The organism is Sulfitobacter sp. CW3 (assembly GCF_019392245.1).
GTDB lineage: Bacteria > Pseudomonadota > Alphaproteobacteria > Rhodobacterales > Rhodobacteraceae > Sulfitobacter.
The window spans coordinates 121,098-141,651 of record NZ_JAHXRL010000006.1; the positions used below are offsets into that span (position 1 = coordinate 121,098).

Sequence of the window (20,554 nt, forward strand, 5' to 3'; positions counted from 1 at the left end):
TGAAACGCGCAATGCAGCCTTGGGCTGATAGGATGAAATATGGCTGAACCGCTTGTTTTTTTGCCGGGGCTGATGTGTGACGCTCGGGTGTTCTGGCCACAGATTGCGGAACTCTCTGCGACGACAGCTGTGACCGTGGCCCCCATCACCCAAGGGGAACGGATCGATGAAATCGCATCGGGTTTGCTGGATATTCTACCGATGAAATTTGCGCTGACAGGGCTGGGGCTGGGCGGCATGGTCGCGCTGGAGATCGTGCGGCGCGCACCGAACCGTGTCACGCGTCTGGCGCTGATGGACACCAGCCCGCTGGCAGGCACACCCCAAGCATCGGCCATGCGCGAACTGCTGATCGTCAAGGCCAAGTCGGGGCGTTTGGAAGATGTGATGCGGTCGGAAATACCGCTGGCGGCCCTTGCCCAAGGGCCAAACCGCGCGGCGGTGATGGAGATTTTGCTGGATATGGCCGACACGCTGGGGGTCGAGGTCTATCTGAAACAGGCCCGTGCGTTGCAACGTGCCCGCGATCAACAGGCGGTCTTGCGCAAGCTGCGGTGCCCGACCCTTGTGATGTGCGGAGAGGCGGACACGATCAACACCGTCAAGCGCCACAGCTTTATGGCCGAACTGATCCCCACCGGGTTTTTGCGGGTGATCGAAGGGGCAGGGCATGTGCCAACGTTAGAGCAGCCTCAGGCCGTGACCGACGCGCTGATCCAGTGGATGCAGATGTCTGCCGCGCCGGCAATGGCGCGTTAGCGGCGCGACGGCAGGCGGCTTAGCGCAGCCGGGCACCAATTTCGCTGCGCTTGGCCTTTGGCACAACATGGACTTCGCGGATGGGCGCAAGTGTGTCGGCGTCGAAAAATGCCGTGTCTTTCCAACGGCCTGTCATGCGTGCTGCAATTCCGCGGCTCAACACACCCCAGACGAAACGCGACATGCCTTTGTGTCGGGGCTTTTCGCCGGGCTGCTGCAAAAACGCCTTGGTCGTGACCGGGCCAATGGCATCGGTGTCGACCAGCACCGAGGTGCGGATGCTGGAAAATGCGATCTTGGGATTGCGCAAAGTGTTGCCAATCACAGACCCGCAACATGTGGCGTGCCAGCGCAGTATATTCTTTTCACCAAAGGAAAACACCGCCAGCTGGTCAAGACCCTGATCGAATTTGATCCGGTCCGGGGTGGTCTGGAACATGGCGACAGAGGTGGTGTCGGGTTGGCCCGAAAACACCTCGGCTGCGCGGCAATCCTTGCAGAAACATTCAAGATGGTTGCCGACAGCGGGTGACGCGCCAAGCAATGTTCCGGTCACGGTGCCACAGGCACAGCGAAAGGCGACATCTTTCGGCTTTTTGAACATCACGCCGCTGCGTTATCGTTGGCCGGCTTCTTGGTTTTTGCCTTTGCCTGGGGCTTTTCCGCGTTGCGTGGGTTTGCATCAATGAATTGCAGCACCAGCGGGCGGATATTGTTGCGCCAGCTTTTGCCCGCAAAGATACCATAGTGACCTGCGCCGTCTTCTAGATGGCTGGCCTTTTTACTGTCAGGCAGGCCGGTGCACAGACCAAGAGCGGCGACACATTGGCCGGGGGCCGAAATGTCATCCTTGGTCCCTTCGACGGTTTTGACAGCGACGGTTGTGATCTTGCCGATGTCGACCTTTTTACCCGCAATGGTAAAGTTGTTCTTGCCGATTTCGTTGTTTTTAAAGATCCGCTCGACCGTGGAGAGATAGAATTCGGCGGGCATGTCCATGACGGCCAGATATTCGTCATAGAATTTGTTGTGTTTGTCGTGATCGCCAGCCTCGCCTTGGACAACGCGCGTGATCTGGTCACTGAATGCTTTGGCATGGGTTTCGCTGTTCATCGAGATGAAGGAATTCAGCTGCAACAGCCCCGGATATACCTTGCGGCCAACGCCGGGGTATTTAAAGCCGACCTGCTGGATCGACATTTCCTGCAAATGGCCCATGTGTACACGGTCGCCAAAATCGGTGACCTCGGTCGGGGCGGCATCGGGGTCAATCGGACCGCCGATCAGGGTTAGGGAACTGGGCTGCGCGCTTGGGTCTTCCTCGGCCAGATAGGCGGTGGCGGCAAGGGCCAGCGGGGCAGGTTGGCACACGGCAATAACATGCACGTCGGGGCCAAGATGGCGCATGTATTCAACCAGATGCAGGGTGTAATCCTCGACGTCGAACTTGCCCGCGCTGACGGGAATTTCGCGGGCATTATGCCAATCGGTGATATACAAATCTGTGTCGGGGATCAGGCTGATCACGGTCGACCGCAGCAAGGTGGCATAGTGGCCCGACATAGGCGCGACCAGCAGCACTTTGCGTTTTGGCGCTTCGCGGTTCTGCACTACGAAATGCAGCAGGTCGCCAAACGCGCCTTTGATCTCTTTTTCGATGGAAACGGGGTGGTCGGCCTCGTCTTCGCCGACAACGGCGGGCAGGTTCCAATCGGGTTTGGCAACCATGCGCGCAAAGCTGCGTTCGGTGACTTCGCCCCAAGCGGCCATCCAATCCATCGCGGGATTGGGGAAGGCGGAAAATACGGGATACGATGCAAATGCCTGCGCCGTCGCACCAAGCCATTGATTGGTGTTACGCATTGTTTCCATTAAATCGTAAGATGCCATATACTTCATGAGGGGTCTCCTGTTGGTTGGCCCTGTGCTTGGGCACTCCGCCGGTCCCCTCCCAGATAGGGCGGCGCGATGCTGCAAGTGCAAACATAGGGAGGAACCGTTAAGATGACAACAAAAACGAATGAGCCCTTGGAACCCGATGCCGCTGCGCTGGCGCGGATGACAGAGAATATGAATAAAGTTGAAGCATTGGGGGCTCGGCTGTCACAGATTATGGTGAACCGGGAAGGGCACCAAGCCGCCCTAGACGGGCCGAATCAAGAGCTGTTCGCCAAGGCCGCGCAATCCTATTGGACCGAGGCGGTGCACAACCCAGCCAAGCTGATCGAGCAACAGGTGTCATTCTGGACGAAATCCGTCTCGCATTTTGTCGAGGCCCAAAAGGCGCTGGCAAAGGGCAAGCTGGAAGCGCCCGCCGATACCACGCCCAAAGACCGGCGCTTTGCCAACCCGCTGTGGGAAAGCCACCCCTATTTCAACTATGTGAAACAGCAGTATTTGATCAACGCGGAAACCCTGCACCAAGCGATTGCCGATGTGTCCGACCTTGCACCGCGCGAAAAGCAGCGGTTGGAATATTTCAGCCGCCAGATCATCGACCTGATGAGCCCGACAAATTTTCTGGCGACCAACCCTGATGCGCTGGAACGTGCGGTTGCCACCGAAGGCGAAAGCCTGATCAAGGGGCTGGAAAACCTGATTTCGGACCTTGAGGCCAACAACGGCGAAATGATCGTGCGGCTTGCGGATGAATCCGCGTTCGAGCTGGGCCGCAATATAGCCACGTCACCGGGCAAGGTGGTGTTTCGCAACCGCATGTTCGAGCTGATCCAATACACCCCCACCACCGAAAAGGTACATGAAACGCCGATCGTGATCTTTCCGCCGTGGATCAACAAATTCTACATTCTGGACCTGAAAGAACAGAACAGTCTGGTGAAATGGATTGTGGATCAGGGGCACAGCCTGTTCATGGTGTCGTGGGTCAACCCCGACAACACCTATCGCGACGTTGGCATGGGCGACTATATCGAAGACGGGTTTGTTGCGGCCATCGAAGAGGTCAAAAAGATCACCGGTCAGGATCAGGTCAACGCGGTGGGCTATTGCATTGCGGGCACCACGCTTTCGCTGACGCTGTCCTTGCTGAAGCAGCGCGGCGACACATCGGTGCGATCGGCGACGTTCTTTACCGCGCTGACAGATTTTTCGGATCAGGGTGAATTCCAGCCCTTCCTGACGGATGATTTTATCGATGGGATCGAAGCCGAAACCAAGGACAAAGGGATATTGCCGTCGTCCATCATGGCGCGGACGTTCTCGTTTCTGCGGTCAAACGATCTGGTGTATGGCCCTGCGATCAAAAGCTATATGCTGGGCGATACGCCGCCTGCGTTTGACCTGCTGTATTGGAACGGGGACGGGGCGAACCTGCCGGAACGTATGGCGATGGAATATCTGCGCGGGCTTTGCCAGCAAAACAAACTGGCCGAGGGCGGGTTTGACCTGATGGGGCATCACCTTGAGCTGGGCGATATCGAGGTGCCGCTGATCGCCATCGGCTGCGAGACCGACCACATCGCGCCGTGGAAAGACAGCTATCGCGGCATTCAGCAGATGGGGAGCAAAGACAAAACGTTTATCATGACCCAGTCGGGCCATATTGCAGGCATCGTAAATCCGCCCAGCAAAGGTAAATACGGTCACTATACCAATGATGACATGTCACTGGATTACAAAGACTGGCTGGCGGGGGCAGCGTTTCACAAAGGCTCGTGGTGGCCCCGCTGGGGAAGCTGGCTTGAGAATCACTCGGGCGGGTTGGTCGAGGCGCGTATTCCGGGGGCGGAGGGCCAAGAAATTTTGTGCGATGCGCCCGGAACCTATGTGACACGCAAAGCAAGAGGCTGATCCGATTGCTCTTTTCCCCTAGGTCAACTTTCGTATGCTGCAGTGCAGAATATACTTGAAATGCCGCGCCGCAGCATATAGATATCCCTTATACCAGAACGAGCAGGCTGTTGCCGCTCTCAACTGAAAGAGGAAAAGACTATGACAAAGACACCTGATATCGCCGCCATGATGAAAGACGTTATGGGCGCATTCCCAGTTGATACAACTGCGCTGAACGACGCGTTCAAAACAACAGCCACTCTGAACGAAAAACTGTCCGGCGTTGCGCTGACAGCCGCCGAGAAATCCGCCGAGATTTCCAGCAAATGGCAAAAAGAAACACTGTCCAAGCTGGCAGAAATGTCCAAAGCCAAGTCCGAGCCTGCTGACTATGCAAAAGCAATGACAGATTTCACATCTGCATCTGCCGAAGTCGCAGCCGAGCACATGGCCGCATTCGCCGAAATCGCAAAATCCGTTCAAGCGGATACAGTTGAACTGATGATGGCCGCGGGCAAAGACATGTCCGCAGAAGCAACAGCAGCCGTTCAAAAGGCGACAGCTGAAGCAACAAAAGCCACGAAAAAAGCGACAGCAAAATAATTCGCCGCAAGGCAAAGACGTTTTCATGAGTGATAGGGCAGGCTTGAAAAAGTCTGCCCTTTCTTTGTTGGGAGGCTCTTTCTTTTTGAATCGCGCTCCCCTAAGCTGCGATGCAGCGCGAAATTTGGGAGGGATCCATCGTGGCCGACACAGACAAGCCTCTGCTGATCAAGCGTTACGCCAGCCGGCGACTATATAATACCGAAACAAGCGACTACGTTACGCTTGAGGATATCTCGGGGTTTATTCGGGATGGGCGCGAAGTTCAGATTATGGATTTGAAATCCGGCGACGATCTGACCCGTCAATATCTTTTGCAGATCATTGCAGATCACGAAAGCCGCGGTGAATCGGTTTTGCCGGTTGATGTGCTGAACGATCTGGTGCGCAGCTATATGTCACCGGGTGCAAGCGTTGTGCCACAGTTTTTGAAAGCGTCCTTTGATATGCTGCGCGACGGCCAGTCGCGGGTGTTAGAGAACATGAACACCATCAACCCGATGTCGAAAATGCCGGGGTTTGATGTGATGCAAGCCCAGCAAGAAGCATTCATGAAAGCCATGACGGGAAATATGCCCGCCGCCTGGCCGGGCATGACCAAGCCCGAGGCCGAGACAGCGGCGAAAGCGGATAAGTCCGACAAAAAACAAGACGAGAGTCTGGACGCGATCAAGCAGCAATTGGCCGAATTGCAGGACAAGCTTTCCAAGCTCAAGTGATCCAGCGGCCGCACTGACGTGCGATTGTTTTATGTGATCCAGATGATGCCCGAGCCCACCCCGTTTACTGGGTGGGCTTTTTCGCATGTGTCGGATGCCTCCGGCGGGAGTTTATCTGGCAAAATGAAGGGGCTGGGTTAAGCGGCCTTGGTACCTGTGGCGGCCTGAACCGCGCCGAGCAGCACGTTGATTACGGCATCAAGATCGCTGAGTTCAAGGTGCACGGGCAGGCGCACATCGCAGGCGGTCATCAGCATTTTGCGGGTTTGCGGCAGGTCAGGCAGGTTTTCGATAAATTGCCAGTTCCAGAATGCGCGGGCGTTGTCGGTGCTTTGGCCGAAGACTTGAACCTTGACCCCTGCGGCGGCACTGGCGTCGGCAAAAGCACGGGTCGCCTCATCGTCTAGCCCTGCCATATTAAACTGGATTGAATCCGGTGCGCGGGTTTCTGCGGCCAGTGGGGCAGGGACATTGATATACGGCGATGCGTTCAGTTTGGCGGCGACATAATCGTGGTTGCGCAGCCCATCGGCGACGCGGCGGGGCAGTTCAGCCAATTGCGGGCGTACGAGCGCGGCGGACAGGTTGCCCAGGCGCAAGTTGTACAGGGGCAGTTTGTTTTGCCAGCGGGCACAGGCGTCAGCGATGCTGGGGTGTTTCTTCCAGTTATGTTCATAGGCACCAGACATGATGATTGCGCGGGCGATCAGGTCGGCATCATCGGTAATCATGATCCCGCCTTCACCGGCATTGATCATCTTGTAGGATTGGAAGGAAAAGCAACCGATTTTGCCAATCGTGCCAATTTTCTTGCCGTGCCAAAGCGTGCCAAGCGAATGCGCCGCGTCTTCGATGACAGGGATGTTTGCCGCGTCACACAGGGCCATAATGGCATCCATGTCAGAGGTATGGCCGCGCATATGGCTGATAATAACGGCATCAACGGTGGGCAGCTTGGCCTCGAAGTCATTGATATCGATACGGTAGTTATCACCGACCTCACAGAGTACCGGCTGGCAGTTGGCGTGGATCACAGAGGATGGCACCGCTGCAAAGGTAAACCCGGGGATCAACACGCGTGCGTCTTTTGGCAGGTCCAGCGCCATGAGCGACAGGAATAGTGCAGCCGAGCAGGAAGACACCGCAAGGGCGTAGCGGCTGCCCATCATCTGGGCGAATTCGGCCTCGAGCAGGGAGACAGGGGCATCGCTGGCAGCCGTATAGCGAAACAGGTCGCCGCTTTGCAAAAGCCGCTCAATCTCGGCGCGGGCCGCGTCTGGGATCGCTTCGGCGCGGTGCATATCTGGCAGGGACATATTTCAAAATCCTGAATATTGGTTTTCAGAATGGTAAAACAAGCCTTCGCAATCGCCAAGCTATTTCAGGCGCGTGAAACGTTAAATATTTGTGACTACACTCCGAGCCTGTCGCGCAGGCTGTACCAACTCATCGCGAGGGCCAGCAAAGGTGTGCGCATCGCCGCGCCGCCGGGAAAGGGGTTGGTGGGGATGCTGCGCATCACATCAAACCCGTCACTGTCGCCGATAATCGCGCGGGCCATCAGTTGCCCTGCGTGGGTGGCAGTGCCGACACCGTGACCGGAGTATCCCGATGCCGACAGGATGTTGGATGCGACGCGGGCAAGATAGGGCAGACGTTTCATGGTGATGGCAAGGGTGCCGCCCCACGCGTAATCTATCGCCACGTCTTTGAGCTGGGGAAACACGACGGACATGGGGGCACGCACCTTGGCGGCAATGTCGCGCGGGAACTTGTAACCATAGCTTTCACCACCGCCAAACAAGAGCCGCCCATCGTGGCTGAGCCTGAAATAATTAACGACAAATCGGCTGTCGGCCACGGCAACGTCGCGGGGCAGCACATCGCGGATGCGGTCGCCCAAGGGTTCAGTGGCCACGATAAAGTTGTTGATCGGCATCACGCGCGCGGCAACCTTGCGGTTCAATCCGCCCATATACCCGTTGCAGGCCAGCACGGCATGACCGGCTGTGACACGCCCGCCGTCGGTTTGAACAACAACCTTCGCGCCTTCTTGGATGTTGTGCACGGCAGAACCTTCGTAGATCCGAACGCCGGCCTTTTGCGCGGCACGTGCCAACCCCAGTGCAAGGTTGAGAGGGTGCAGATGTGCGGCACCCATATCAAGGATACCGCCCTTGTAATCGGGCGAGGGGCATACCGACTGCAGGGCGTCGTGGTCCAGCACCTCGATCTGGTCATAGCCATAGCGGCTTTGCAGATGGCGGGCATAGTCGTGCAAATGGCGCAGATCACCGGCCGAGGATGCGGTCCAGGCGACGCCCGGTTTCAGGTGGCAGTCAATCTCGTGCTCGGCAATCAGGCTTTTGACCAATGCTTTTGCATCTTCGCCCAAATCCCACAGCCTGCGCGCGTGATCCACGCCCAGCATCTTTTCCAACCCATCCTGTTCGACCCGCTGACCACCACCCAACTGGCCGCCGTTACGTCCAGACGCACCAAACCCCACCCGCTGCGCATCAAGCAACACAACATCGCGGCCCGCCTGGGCCAGATGCAGCGCTGCAGACAGGCCAGTATAACCGCCCCCGACCACGCAAACATCTGCCTTTATGTCACCTTTGAGGGGGGCGAAACTCTCGGTCGGGGTGGCCGTTGCGGCGTACCAGCTGCGCGGATAAGCACCTTTTTCGTCATTTGCATAAAGCAGGTTCATCGCAAAAAGGGCTCCTGTCCCGGCTTCCAAATGGTTTTAAATCCTCGCCGAAGGCATCCGCGATCGGCTGCTGGATCAAACGTTCATCAATAGGTGCTCGCGTTCCCAAGGCGAGATAACCTGCAGGAACTCATCATATTCAGCGCGTTTGACGATGGCATAAACCCGGGCGAAATCGGGGCCCAGAACATCGTGCAGACTGGTGGCTTCCTCGAACAAATCCAGCGCGGATCCCAGAACTTGGGGGATGTCACCCTCGCCTTCATAGGCGTCGCCCTTGAATTCGGGCTTGGGCTTTTTCTTGTCCATCAGGCCCAGATAGCCACATGCAAGCGATGCGGCGATGCCCAGATAGGGGTTACAATCCATCCCGGCCAACCGGTTTTCAACCCGGCGCGAATTCGGCTTGGACAGGGGCACACGAATGCCCGTGGTGCGGTTGTCGCGGCCCCATTCCAGATTGATTGGTGCTGCGTGGTCTTTGACGTAGCGGCGATAGCTGTTCACATAAGGGGCCAACACGGCCAGCGCGTCGGGCATATGGTTTTGCATACCAGCGATAAAGTGGAAAAACGCGTCGGTTTCTCCGCCTTCTGCGTCGGAAAAGATGTTCTGGCCGGTTTCAATATCAAGCACCGAATGGTGCATATGCATGGCGCTGCCGGGCTCGTCCTCGATCGGTTTGGCCATAAAGGTGGCATAGCAATCGTGGCGCAGGGCGGCTTCGCGGATCAGACGTTTGAAATAGAACACTTCGTCCGCCAGCCGGACGGGATCACCATGGATCAGGTTGATCTCTAGCTGTCCTGCTCCGCCTTCTTGGGTGATGCCGTCGATCTCGAACCCTTGGGCTTCGGCAAAATCATAGATGTCGTCGATCACCGGGCCAAATTCATCCACGGCGGTCATCGAATAGGCTTGGCGTGCGGCGGCGGGTCGACCAGAACGGCCCATCATCGGCTTGATCGCATGGGCCGGGTCCAGATTGCGCGCGACCAGATAGAATTCCATTTCCGGTGCTACAACAGGTTCCCACCCTTGCTGACGATACAGTTCGACGACGCGTTTCAACACGTTGCGTGGGGAATATTGCACCGGCTCGCCATCGCGATCATAGGCGTCGTGGATCACCTGAAGCGTCCAGTCCGCCGTCCAGGGGGCGGCGGTGGCTGTTGCCATATCGGGCCGCAGGATCATGTCTTTTTCGATGAACCCGTCGGCACCCGCTGCTTCGCCCCATTCACCAGTGATGGTCTGGTAAAAGATGCTGTCGGGCAGGTGGAAATATTCCTGACGCTCGAATTTCTTGGCGGGCACGGCTTTGCCTCGGGCGATGCCGGGCAGATCGGGGATGATGCATTCGACTTCATCCAGTCGTTTACCTGACAGGTAATCTCGGGCGGCTTCGGGCAGGTCGTCAATCCAGTCGGACATTAGGGTCTCTCTTTCTTGAAGAAATCGGCAATATAAGCCGCAATATCAGCGTTGTTGGTAGGGGCATCCAGCCGCGTGGTGGCCGCGGCAAGTTGATCGTCAGGCACGACGCCTTTGCCGCGGGTGCGGATCAGCCCGTCGATGAAATCGGCGCTGAATTCGGGATGGGGTTGGATCGTCCAAATCTGATCATCATACAGCAGTGCAGCATTGGCACAAAAATTCGATGACCCGACGACTTTGGCCCCTTTGGGCAGGGCAGTGACCTGATCCTGATGCCATGCGTTCAGCGCCATCGGTTGTCCGTTAACGGTATATTCCGTGCGCCCGACCGACCAGCCGCCGCCGAATTTTTCGACCTTACCGCCAAGCGCTTGGGCGATGATTTGGTGGCCAAAGCAAATGCCAACCAAGGGTCGTCCCGTTTCGCGAATGGCCAGGATCAACTGTTCCAGTTGCGGGATCCAGTCGTGATCTTCGTAGGCACCGAACTTGGATCCGGTGATCAGCCATGCGTCGGCATCCACCGCCGAGGCGGGGAATTCACCGTCCACAACCGACCAGATCTGAAAGTCGAAATCATGCCCGCCCAGCAGTTTGGTGAACATCTCGCCGTAATCGCCCAACTGGTCTTTCATGTTGTCGGGGGAATGGCCGGTTTGAAGTATGCCTATTTTCATCACGGTGCCCTTATACGGTCTCGAGATAGATCTCGACCTGTTCCTGTGGGGTAAGCTCTTGCATGTAATGCAGCTCTTGGCGTTTCGTCAGAACAAAATTGCGGATCAGTTCGGGGGCGAAAATACGCGCCACCTCGGGGGAGGCTTCGAACGCATCAATCGCGGTTTTCCAGTCGTCGGGGATTTGCGGCAGATCGGCGGCATAGGCGTTGCCGGTAATCGGGGGGGGCGGGTCAATCGCGTCTTCGATTCCGTTCATCGCCGCACCCAAGACGGCTGCCAGCATCAGATAGGGGTTCACATCGCCGCCCGATACACGGTGTTCAATCCGCCGCGCCTTGTGGCTGCCGGATGGTACACGGATCGACGAGGTGCGGTTTTCATAGGCCCAGGAAATACCCGTCGGGGCGTGGGCACCCGGCACCATCCGGTCAAAGCTGTTGGCGTGGGGCGCGAAAATCAACGCAGAGCCGGCCATCGCATTCATGCAGCCTGCAATGGCGTGGCGCATGATCGCTGTCCCGTCAGGGCCACCATCGTCAAAGACGTTGTTGCCGTTTTTATCCAGCACCGAAAAATGCGTGTGCAGGCCGGAACCGGGGTAATCCTCATAGGGTTTCGCCATAAAGCTGGCGGCAAAACCGTGGCGGCGGGCAAGGCCCTTGACCAACATCTTGAAGAACCATGCATCATCGGCGGCGCGCAGGGCGTCGTCGCAATGCATCAGGTTGATCTCGAACTGGCCCAATCCGGCCTCTGAGATGGCGGTATCTGCGGGAATGTCCATTTCTTCGCAGGCGTCATAGAGGTCGGTAAAGAATTCATCGAACTGGTCCAGCGCACGGATCGACAGGGTTTCCGCCGCTTTCCGCCGTTTGCCCGATCGTGGCGAGACAGGAACCTGCAGCTTGCGGCCCGAATCGTCGATCAGAAAAAACTCAAGCTCGACTGCGCAAACGGGCGTCAGGCCGCGATCCTTGAAACGGTCCAAGACGGCGCGCAGCGCATGGCGCGGATCGCCGGGGTAGGGCGTGCCATCCTCGCGGAACATCCAGATCGGCAAAAGGGCCGAGGGGGAATCAAGCCATGGCATCGGCAGAAAGCCCCGTTCGGTGGGGAATAACACCCCGTCGGCATCGCCGGATTCAAACACCAGCGGGCTGTCGTCGATGTCTTCGCCCCAGATATCAAGGTTCAGGACAGACACGGGGAAACGTGTGCCATCCTCGACGATTTTATCCGCGAAACGCGTGGGGATGCGTTTACCGCGGGCCTGACCGTTCAGGTCAGCGGCGGCCACACGGATTGTGCGGACCTGAGGATGTTTACGGAGCCAATTTTTCATAACGCACCTTGTAAGCGGCGGGCATGAAACGGGGTCTTCAAGTAGCGAAACCCGGGGTCGGCGCCCACGCGCCAAATAATTTGATCAAAAGATGGATACTACCGTATCAGATTAGGACGCAAGCGAATTTTCCGAATTTGCGTTTGCGGCAGGTGCTTGTTCAGGCGGCGATTTATCAGACCGAACACGCCAATAATGACCAGTGTCAGCATGACGAAATACATCGCCAATATCGGATAGGGGATAAACGGGTTGAATGTTTTGTCCGCGAAATAGCTGGCGTAGTACAGCGCATCGCCACGTTGTTGCAGCGCCGGAAACCCTGTGAAGAACACCAAAGTTGTGGCGTGAAACAGGAAAATAGCCTCGTTTGTATAGGCGGGCCACGCCAGACGCAGCATGGTGGGCCAGATCACGCGCTTGAACCGGTGCCAGCCGGACAGGCCGTAAGCGTCCGCCGCTTCGGTGTCGCCCTTGGGGATGGATTGCAGCGCGCCATAGAAGATTTCGGCGGAATAGGCCGAGGTGTTAAAGAACAAAACCACCAGTGCCCCCAGCCAAGCAGAGGTGAATGCATCAAAAAACGGATGCACAGATTTTAAGCTAAGGAACAAAAAATAGCCAAAGAAGAACTGGATAAACAGCGGCGAGCCACGGAAAAGGAAGATGAACCATTCCGCAGGTTTGCGCAGCCACGGGTTTGGGTTGGCCTTGGCCACCGCAAGGGCAGTCGCCAGCAGAAAGCCCGAGACCAGCGCGAAGAACCCGAAATAGACGTTCCAGATCATACCCGACCCGATCAGGGTGAATTGATCACACAGCGTAAAATCACTGCGCGGCAACAACCGTTCGCCAATGCCAAGCGACCGCAATCCGTAAGCTTGGACAGTTTCCCAGCAGGTCATGTCAGCGCCTTTCGCTGGGCTTCGCCGCCCGCTGTGGCCTGCCCGTGTGTCAGCCGCCGCATGATGCGGTCCAGCGCAATTTCAGACAGGCGCGTAAAGCAAAGGTAGAACACCAGCAGCGCCAGAAAATACCACATCCGCCAATCGGGGTGCGGATAATCGGTAAAGCGCGGCGTTTTGGCCCCGCCCAGATCACGCGCCCAATAGACGATGTCTTCGACGCCCAGCAGGAACAACAGCGGCGTGGCCTTGATCAGCACCATCCACAGGTTGCCCAAACCGGGCAGGGCATACACCCACATTTGCGGCACCAACACGCGCCAAAAGGTCTGGCGGGGCGACATGCCGTAGGCTTCGGCTGTTTCAAGCTGGGCACGGGGGACGGCGCGCATGGCACCATAAAGCACGTTGGCGGCAAAGGCACCGAACACGATGGCAAAGGTCAGAACGGCCAGCGAAAACCCATAGGCTTCGTGGATCCATTGTGGCGAATTTCCGAGCGGCATTTTAGCCGCCTGACAGACAATAAAATCACTGCCCTGCCGGATCGGTTCGTCCCAATCGGGGCATTTTATTTTGTGACGCAGGTATTCGATGCCCTGATCCAGGGCGATCACAAAGAACAGAAAGAATGCAATATCAGGCACGCCGCGCACAATGGCGATATAGCCACGGCCCAGCCATGACAGCGGCAACACCCGCGACCGCGCGGCCATCGCGCCGCCAAAGCCAAAGATCATTGCCGCAGGGGCCGTCACGGCCAGCAACAACAGCACGGTGCCAAAGGCCCCGTAGAACGCCAGATGCTTGCCCGTGGTCAGGTAGCACAACAGCCAAGACAGGCCAGATAGCGTTTCAGGATCGGTACAGGCAAAAATAACGAGATGTCCCCGGTGGCAGCGCCCTTAATGGGCGTCTTGAATATGGGAAAAGGGGCGGGTGTGACGCCGCCCCCCTAAGATCAGATGTTCGCGATCAGAAGGTTTTCGAACCTTCGCCGAACCATTTGATGATCAGCTTGTTCAGGCTGCCATCGTCCTTCATGGACTGGATCGCGGCGTTGAATTTCTCTTTCAGCTCGGTGTCGCTTTCGCGCAGGCCAAGGCCGATGCCGCCGCCCAATGGCACGTCGTCGCCAACAAACACCAGCTCGCCGCCGGATTCTTCGACGGTGGGGGCCAGCGCGTCTTTGTCAGCGAATACGGCGTCAGCTTCGCCATTGTTCACGGCTGCAACGGTTTCGTCATATGTCGCGAATTCCAGCAAAGTCGCACCGGATTCGGCAACATGACCCGCTTGGATCGTGCTGGTTTGTGCTGCAACAACACCGCCTGCGATGTCTGCACCTTCAGATTTCGCCACATAGGCCGAGGCCGCTGGCGGGAAGTAGTTCTGTGTGAAATCGATGACTTCTTCACGCTCATCAGTGATGCTCATGCCAGCAATGATCGTGTCATAGTTGCCGGATGTCAGGTTCGGGATGATGCTGTCCCATTCGTTTGTGACCCATTCACAGGTCAGTTCAGCGCGTGCGCACAGCTCGTCGCCGACTTCGCGCTCGAAACCGTCAACTTCGCCCGCATCATTGAGGAAGTTATAGGGAGGGTATGCACCCTCGGTCCCCATGCGGATTGTTTTGCCGTGGCTGTCTGCCAGTGCGAAACCGGTGCTCAGCGCGACGGCGGCTGTCGCCAAAAGTAGTTTCTTCATTTTGTAGTCTCCCAACGTTTTTTGTTGATATTACGACACGTGACCTGCTGACAGGAATCCACGCAGACGTTCCGATTTTGGTGCACCGAACAGTTGGTCCGGTGCCCCTTGTTCTTCGATCAGCCCTTGGTGCAGGAACACGACATGGTCGGACACATCAGCGGCCAGTTTCATGTCATGGGTCACGATCAGCATCGTGCGCCCCTCGGTTGCCAGATCTTTGATAACTTTGATAACTTCTTGCTCCAGCTCGGGGTCCAGCGCCGACGTGGGTTCGTCGAACAACAGGGCCTCGGGCTCCATGCACAGGGCGCGGGCGATGGCCGCACGCTGTTGCTGGCCGCCAGACAGCTGGGCGGGATAGACGTCGCATTTGTCGCCAATGCCGACCTTGTCCAGATAGGCGCGGGCAGATTTTTCGACCTCGGCGCGATCGCGGCGCAGGACGGTCAGCGGGGCCTCCATCACGTTTTGAAGGATCGTCATATGGGCCCACAGATTGAACTGTTGAAATACCATCGACAGATTGGTGCGAATGCGCAGCACCTGTTTTGGATCGGCGGGGCGGCGGTTATGGTCGTGGCCCTTCCATGTTACCGGCTCCCCGTTAAAGATCAGATCGCCTTGCTGGCTGTCCTCAAGCAGATTGCAGCAGCGCAGCAGCGTCGATTTACCAGACCCCGACGACCCGATCAGCGAAATCACATGCCCCTTGGGTGCCGTCATCGACACACCTTTCAGCACCTCCAAAGCGCCATAGGCTTTGTGTAGGTTTCTGATCTCAATCACAGGGGGCTGTTGGGTCACGAGGCATCCTTGTTGCGCTGGCTCAAGCGATTAAAGGTTATTCTAAGGGGCGTTTGCAATCCAGAACTTGGTTTTTGCCTAAATAAACGGCATTGACCCGGCGTAATAAGGGGGAAATGCGGCTAAATTAGCCGCGCTCTTCGATCCGCTGACGGGCCATTGCGCTGTCGGTATCTGTCACGCCCAAAAGGTTGGTCACCAACCGCAACAGCGCGTTTTCTTCGTCAGAGCGCGTGCCGTCAGCCAGCACGACTTCCCACAACGCCTCGATCACGCCAAGGCGCGCGTCATAGGGCACTGCGTCTTTGATGGCGCGGGTGAAACGGACGGTATCGGGGGCTTCGGCTTCAAGCTGTTCTGCGTCGGCACGCAGGGATTTTACGCCAGTAGAATCAAGGCCGTAACGCTTGGCTGTGATCTGATCAATGCGGGCCTTTTCGGCCGGGGCGTATTCGTTATCCGACTTGGCGATGCGCACCAAAAGGGCGGTCAAAGCCAGACGCGCATCGGCATCGGGCATTTGTGCGGGTTCAGGCTGTGTCAGCCGTTTTAGAAAATCTGCAAACATGGGTGTGATATAGAGCCGCTGCGCGCAAAGGCCAAGCTCACAATGCCTTGAGCGCGGTTTCGCGGGCCGCTGCCATGTCCTGATCCGTCAGACCAAGGGCAGTTTCGATGGCAAGCAGTTGAATTTCTTCGCTTTCGCCGCGTCCGCCATCGGCCAGCGCCACCGACCACATCGCATCGCCAAGCGCCTTGCGGTCCGCATAGGGGACTTCTTCGCGTAGGATGGTGGCGAATTCGGGGGTGCCGGGGGCATGGCGTTCCAACGCTTCGCAGGTGGCGCGCAGTTTGGCGGCCTCAAGCGGCTTGAGGTTGAACGTCCGCGCAAGGATACGGTCGATTTGGCTTACTTCGGCCACTTGGTAGCTTTTATCGGCAAAGGCCACGCGCACCAAAAGCGCCCCCAAAGCCAGCTGCGGCGTGGGTTGGGGCAGGGGTTTTGGGTCAGGTTTACGACGTGGGAACAGGCGTTCAAACATGGGCACTCACTAGATGATTTCTTACAGCGTATTTAACACTGATTATGGCAATCTGTTCCGAAAGAAACAGCGATGCTATGTGACTGATGTATAAAGGACGCAGCGCCTAAGCGTCGTAGCCTTCGATGATAACCAGCGTGCCGTCTGACACGGTTGAACGGATGTCTTTGGCGGCTTGATAGTCGGCGCTTTCATAACAAGCGACGGCATCTGCAAGGCTGGGAAATTCGATCACGACGATGCGGGACCGCGAGGTGCCTTCGCGCACATCGGCTGGGGCACCACGCACCAGAAACCGGGCACCGAAATCTGCAAATGGTTTCGCATTGGCCGCGCGGTATTGATCGTAAACGGCGGCGTCACGCACTTCGACATTGGCGATCCAGTATCCTTTGGGCATCGTTTTTCCTTATCTTGGCAAAGATTTGAATTTCCCGGCCAGCTTAGCGGCTTCTTCTTTCAGGCCGAAGGGCGGATTGATCACGAAGATCCCCGATCCGACCATGCCATGGCCCGGACGGGCAGGGGCGAATCCAACCTCGTGACGCAGTGCATCAGGATGCGCCCCCATCAGCGCGCTGAGCATCGGCTGGTGCAGTTTCGACGTCAGGATCGGATACCAAAGGGCGATCACACCGACGTTCCACGCCTTGGCTAGCTTGCCAATGTGGCGGGGGATATCAACGTAGTCGGTCTTGATCTCGAAGCTGGGGTCGATCAGCATGATCCCGCGCCGCGGGGTGGGCGGCGTCAGGGCAAAGGCCATGTCAAACCCGTCGCTGTGATGGCATTTCACATTATAGGGCGACATCGCCAGATCAAGCGCGCTGAATTCACCCGGATGCAGATCGGCCAGATGGATATTGTCAGTCTCGCGCAGCAATTTGGCAGCAATCAACGGCGATCCGGGATAGGAATTCGGCCCGTGATCCTGCGCAACAGCATCCAACACGCGGGTATAGGGATGATTTTTGCCGAACCATCCACGCGCGCGCCCGATACCCTGCACGGCCTCGCCAGTCTTGAGCGCAGCGGTATCCGACAGATCATACAGCGCGCGACCCGCATGGGTTTCCATATAGGTCAGCGGCTTTTCCTTGCGGGTCATATAGTCCAACATCCACGCAAGCAGGCTGTGTTTATGCACATCAGCCAGATTGCCCGCATGGTAAATATGTTGATAGCTCAGCATGAGGGGCTGCCTTTGATCGGGTTAGACGAGCCGCGAAATCTCTTTGGCCGCGCGGACAAAATCCTTGAACAAGGGGTGCGGATCGAACGGCTTGGACTTGAGCTCGGGGTGGAACTGCACACCGATGAACCACGGATGATCCGCCCATTCAACAATCTCGGGTAGCTTGCCATCAGGGGACATGCCCGAAAACACCAGACCGGCTTTCTCAAGCTTTTCACGGTAGGCCGTATCGACCTCGTAGCGGTGGCGGTGGCGCTCATCAATCGAGGTTTTGCCGTAAATCTTGGCCACATGTGACCCTTCTTTCAGCGTCGCGTCATAGGCCCCCAAACGCATGGTGCCGCCTTTGTCATCGCCAACTTTGCGTTCGACCTTGTGATTGCCCTGCACCCATTCCTTGAGGTGATAAACAACCGGTTCAAAACGCTTTTTGCCGGTGGATTCGTGATCGAATTCCTCGGAGCCGGCGGTGGCCAGACCTGCAACATTCCGCGCGGCCTCGATCACGGCCATTTGCATGCCCAGACAGATGCCCAGATAGGGAACCTTGTGCTCGCGTGCGTATTGCGCAGCCTTGATTTTGCCCTCGGTGCCGCGTTCGCCAAAGCCACCGGGCACAAGGATCGCGTGATAGCCTTCGAGATAGGGGGCGACGTCTTCGGCCTTGTCGAACACCTCGGCATCGACCCATTCGACCTTGACCTTGACGCGGTTGGCCATGCCACCATGGGTCAGCGCTTCGGCGATGGATTTATAGGCGTCTTCAAGCTGAGTGTATTTGCCGACGATGGCGATGGTTACTTCGCCTTCGGGGTTGTGAACGCGGTCGGATACATCGCGCCAGACCGTCAAATCAGGCTTGGGCGCAGGCGAGATTTGGAATGCGTCCAGCACGGCCTGATCCAACCCTTGGGCGTGATAGGCAAGCGGCGCATCGTAAATGGTTTTCAAGTCATAGGCTGCCACAACGGCGTCTTTGCGCACGTTACAGAAGAGGGCGATCTTTTCGCGCTCTTTTTCGGGGATCGGATGTTCGGACCGGCATACCAGAATGTCCGGCGCGATCCCGATGCTTTGCAGCTCTTTAACCGAGTGTTGGGTGGGCTTGGTCTTCAACTCTCCGCTGGCGGCCAGATAGGGCAGCAGGGTGAGATGCATAAAGATACACTGGCCGCGCGGCTTGTCATGGCTAAACTGACGGATCGCTTCAAAGAAGGGCAAGCCTTCGATGTCGCCCACGGTGCCGCCGATCTCGCAGAGCATGAAATCAACCTCGTCATCACCGACATGCAAGAAATCTTTGATTTCGTTGGTGACGTGGGGAATGACCTGAATGGTTTTGCCCAGATAATCGCCGCGGCGCTCTTTCTCGAGGACTGTAGAATAGACACGGCCCGAACTGATCGAATCCGTCTTGCGCGCCGCCACGCCGGTGAAACGTTCGTAATGGCCCAGATCAAGGTCGGTCTCTGCGCCGTCGTCGGTCACGAATACTTCGCCATGTTCAAACGGCGACATCGTGCCGGGATCAACGTTCAGGTAAGGATCAAGCTTGCGCAGGCGTACCGAAAAGCCGCGTGCTTGCAGCAATGCGCCCAAGGCGGCTGATGCCAGCCCTTTGCCAAGGCTGGAAACCACACCGCCCGTGATGAAAATATAGCGTGCCATGTGATCGAAGACCCCCGTGAAGTTCAAATTTGATGTGGCAAAAGCCAGCCAAATGAGCTGCGGAAAACCGCAGCACCACGGGACTAAAGCCTAACAGAATTATGGTGGATAAGGCAAGGCCAAGTCGCAACATCCTGTTGCGAATCTTGGCCTGACCTCAAGCTGTTGTGGAAACTGGATTAATCCGCTGTTGGAACCTGCGGCGTGTTGTCTGCCGGTGTTGGTGGCAACAAGCTGTCGCTGTCTGGCAGCACTGGCGCTTCGTTTAGCGCGGGCGGTGTGGCACCGAGACGGTCAATCACGGATGATCCTGCGGATTTTTCTGCCGCGATGATGGTCAGCGTAATTGAAGTGATGATGAAAAGCGTGGCCAGTACCCAAGTGATCTTGCCCATGGCCGTTGCGGCGGATCTGCCAGAGACCGCACCGCCGCCTCCGCCGCCCATACCAAGGCCGCCGCCTTCGGACCGCTGTAGCAAGACAACGGCAATCAGGCCGAGGGCCAGAATGAGATGGACGATCAGGACAACGTTTTCCATGAGTACCTACGGGCTTTGGTTCTAACTTTGCAGGTATCTAGGCATGTTTGCCCATGGGGGCAAGTAAGGATTGGCCCGCGCGGCGCGGATCATGGGATGGATGGCCTTGGCGCGCTTGGCCCTGCGGCCAAGACGCCCCGCCCGCTATCCCATTCAGTTTGTGTTTATTCCTCTACGTCATCCATATCGGCTTGGCCTGATACAGCACGACGTACGATGCTCCAGCTGAGACCGATACCCAGCACGAAGCTAAGGGCCAGTAGGCCAAGCCAGACGTTGAAATCCTTATTCTCCAAGCTGAGCATGCCATAGTCAAACAGTACCCAAAGGCCTGCGCCAACAACCGCGAGAACCAAAAACATGCCGAATCCGCCGATAGAGCGCAGCGTGGCACGCAGATAGATTACGTAGCCGATAAACAAGAGCAGCCCGAGCAGCACGGCGATGGACATGTTCATGTGTCCGTAATCACGCACCCAAGTGATGTAATTATACTGCGTAGGGTTAAAGCTGACCGTAAGCAGGGCCAAGGCGCACAGCCATCGTATGATAAAACCCATTCAGTTTGTTCCCCTGCTTCTCTGGCTTTCAAATATCCTCGCCGAAGGCATAAAAGTCTATGGGTGCTCCAAAAGATTT

Annotated in this window: 22 protein-coding genes; 4 read left to right on the forward strand and 18 right to left on the reverse strand. The window is 57.1% G+C overall.

Translation table 11 applies throughout. The features are described 5' to 3' along the window. The first annotated feature begins 39 nt into the window (after nt 1-39). On the forward strand, nt 40-759 hold the full coding sequence (locus tag KZZ06_RS14625; protein WP_219580856.1) for an alpha/beta fold hydrolase: 720 nt from the start codon (nt 40-42) through the stop codon (nt 757-759). Nucleotides 760-778: 19 nt separating this feature from the next. On the opposite strand, the gene KZZ06_RS14630 is transcribed toward KZZ06_RS14625, so the two are convergent. Both KZZ06_RS14630 and phaZ read right to left on the reverse strand, forming a co-directional pair. Further along, nucleotides 779-1,363, reverse strand: coding sequence for a DUF6151 family protein (locus tag KZZ06_RS14630; protein WP_219580857.1), 585 nt, complete (start codon nt 1,361-1,363; stop codon nt 779-781). Next, complete coding sequence (phaZ, locus tag KZZ06_RS14635; protein ID WP_219580858.1) at nt 1,363-2,658, reverse strand: polyhydroxyalkanoate depolymerase; 1,296 nt, start codon at nt 2,656-2,658, stop codon at nt 1,363-1,365. The genes KZZ06_RS14630 and phaZ overlap by 1 nt, the downstream gene beginning before the upstream one ends. A 105-nt stretch (nt 2,659-2,763) precedes the next feature. Here phaZ and KZZ06_RS14640 point away from each other — a divergent pair, with 105 nt between their 5' ends. The 3 genes from KZZ06_RS14640 to phaR all read left to right on the forward strand — a co-directional run bounded on the left by KZZ06_RS14640 (nt 2,764) and on the right by phaR (nt 5,873). Continuing rightward, a complete protein-coding gene (locus tag KZZ06_RS14640; RefSeq protein ID WP_219580859.1) occupies nt 2,764-4,569 on the forward strand; it encodes an alpha/beta hydrolase in 1,806 nt (601 codons plus the stop codon). A gap of 141 nt (nt 4,570-4,710) precedes the next feature. Beyond that, nucleotides 4,711-5,154: a phasin, PhaP gene (locus tag KZZ06_RS14645; RefSeq protein WP_219580860.1), complete on the forward strand. Its 444-nt coding sequence runs from the start codon at nt 4,711-4,713 to the stop codon at nt 5,152-5,154. Between the two features lie 140 nt (nt 5,155-5,294). Then, a complete protein-coding gene (gene phaR / locus KZZ06_RS14650; protein ID WP_219580861.1) occupies nt 5,295-5,873 on the forward strand; it encodes a polyhydroxyalkanoate synthesis repressor PhaR in 579 nt (192 codons plus the stop codon). Between the two features lie 137 nt (nt 5,874-6,010). Here the strand turns inward: phaR and KZZ06_RS14655 are convergent, their stop codons facing one another. The 16 genes from KZZ06_RS14655 to KZZ06_RS14730 all read right to left on the reverse strand — a co-directional run bounded on the left by KZZ06_RS14655 (nt 6,011) and on the right by KZZ06_RS14730 (nt 20,475). Beyond that, nucleotides 6,011-7,189: a DegT/DnrJ/EryC1/StrS aminotransferase family protein gene (locus tag KZZ06_RS14655; RefSeq protein ID WP_219580862.1), complete on the reverse strand. Its 1,179-nt coding sequence runs from the start codon at nt 7,187-7,189 to the stop codon at nt 6,011-6,013. Between the two features lie 95 nt (nt 7,190-7,284). Next, the gene (locus KZZ06_RS14660; RefSeq protein ID WP_219580863.1) at nt 7,285-8,589 is read right to left on the reverse strand and encodes an FAD-binding oxidoreductase; all 1,305 of its coding nucleotides are present in this window, start codon (nt 8,587-8,589) and stop codon (nt 7,285-7,287) included. Nucleotides 8,590-8,664: 75 nt separating this feature from the next. Further along, complete coding sequence (locus tag KZZ06_RS14665; RefSeq protein WP_219580864.1) at nt 8,665-10,023, reverse strand: glutamine synthetase family protein; 1,359 nt, start codon at nt 10,021-10,023, stop codon at nt 8,665-8,667. Next, nucleotides 10,023-10,703: a type 1 glutamine amidotransferase gene (locus KZZ06_RS14670; RefSeq protein WP_219580865.1), complete on the reverse strand. Its 681-nt coding sequence runs from the start codon at nt 10,701-10,703 to the stop codon at nt 10,023-10,025. The genes KZZ06_RS14665 and KZZ06_RS14670 overlap by 1 nt, the downstream gene beginning before the upstream one ends. A 10-nt stretch (nt 10,704-10,713) precedes the next feature. Further along, entirely contained in the window at nt 10,714-12,048 is a 1,335-nt protein-coding gene (locus KZZ06_RS14675; RefSeq protein WP_219580866.1) for a glutamine synthetase family protein, read from the reverse strand. 98 nt (nt 12,049-12,146) lie between these two features. Next, the gene (locus KZZ06_RS14680; RefSeq protein WP_219580867.1) at nt 12,147-12,953 is read right to left on the reverse strand and encodes an ABC transporter permease; all 807 of its coding nucleotides are present in this window, start codon (nt 12,951-12,953) and stop codon (nt 12,147-12,149) included. Beyond that, nucleotides 12,950-13,756, reverse strand: a complete 807-nt coding sequence (locus KZZ06_RS14685; protein WP_257884389.1) for an ABC transporter permease — start codon at nt 13,754-13,756, stop codon at nt 12,950-12,952. Before KZZ06_RS14685 ends, KZZ06_RS14680 begins: the two co-directional genes overlap by 4 nt. A gap of 172 nt (nt 13,757-13,928) precedes the next feature. Next, nucleotides 13,929-14,663 (reverse strand): transporter substrate-binding domain-containing protein, encoded by a 735-nt coding sequence (locus KZZ06_RS14690; protein ID WP_219580868.1) that lies wholly within the window; start codon nt 14,661-14,663, stop codon nt 13,929-13,931. Nucleotides 14,664-14,693: 30 nt separating this feature from the next. Further along, the gene (locus tag KZZ06_RS14695) at nt 14,694-15,470 is read right to left on the reverse strand and encodes an ABC transporter ATP-binding protein (protein WP_219580869.1); all 777 of its coding nucleotides are present in this window, start codon (nt 15,468-15,470) and stop codon (nt 14,694-14,696) included. A 127-nt stretch (nt 15,471-15,597) separates the two neighbouring features. Next, entirely contained in the window at nt 15,598-16,038 is a 441-nt protein-coding gene (locus tag KZZ06_RS14700) for a TerB family tellurite resistance protein (protein ID WP_219580870.1), read from the reverse strand. 37 nt (nt 16,039-16,075) lie between these two features. Then, the gene (locus KZZ06_RS14705) at nt 16,076-16,513 is read right to left on the reverse strand and encodes a TerB family tellurite resistance protein (RefSeq protein WP_219580871.1); all 438 of its coding nucleotides are present in this window, start codon (nt 16,511-16,513) and stop codon (nt 16,076-16,078) included. A 106-nt stretch (nt 16,514-16,619) separates the two neighbouring features. Next, nucleotides 16,620-16,913 carry a DUF1330 domain-containing protein gene (locus KZZ06_RS14710; RefSeq protein ID WP_219580872.1) on the reverse strand — a complete coding sequence of 98 codons (294 nt, stop codon included), beginning with the start codon at nt 16,911-16,913 and terminating at the stop codon, nt 16,620-16,622. A 9-nt stretch (nt 16,914-16,922) separates the two neighbouring features. Next, complete coding sequence (rlmJ, locus tag KZZ06_RS14715) at nt 16,923-17,705, reverse strand: 23S rRNA (adenine(2030)-N(6))-methyltransferase RlmJ (protein ID WP_219580873.1); 783 nt, start codon at nt 17,703-17,705, stop codon at nt 16,923-16,925. Between the two features lie 21 nt (nt 17,706-17,726). After that, nucleotides 17,727-19,376: a CTP synthase gene (locus tag KZZ06_RS14720; RefSeq protein WP_219580874.1), complete on the reverse strand. Its 1,650-nt coding sequence runs from the start codon at nt 19,374-19,376 to the stop codon at nt 17,727-17,729. Nucleotides 19,377-19,555: 179 nt separating this feature from the next. Further along, nucleotides 19,556-19,915, reverse strand: coding sequence for a preprotein translocase subunit SecG (gene secG, locus KZZ06_RS14725; protein WP_219580875.1), 360 nt, complete (start codon nt 19,913-19,915; stop codon nt 19,556-19,558). A 164-nt stretch (nt 19,916-20,079) separates the two neighbouring features. Next, nucleotides 20,080-20,475: a DUF6524 family protein gene (locus KZZ06_RS14730; protein ID WP_219580876.1), complete on the reverse strand. Its 396-nt coding sequence runs from the start codon at nt 20,473-20,475 to the stop codon at nt 20,080-20,082. Between the last annotated feature and the right edge of the window lie 79 nt (nt 20,476-20,554).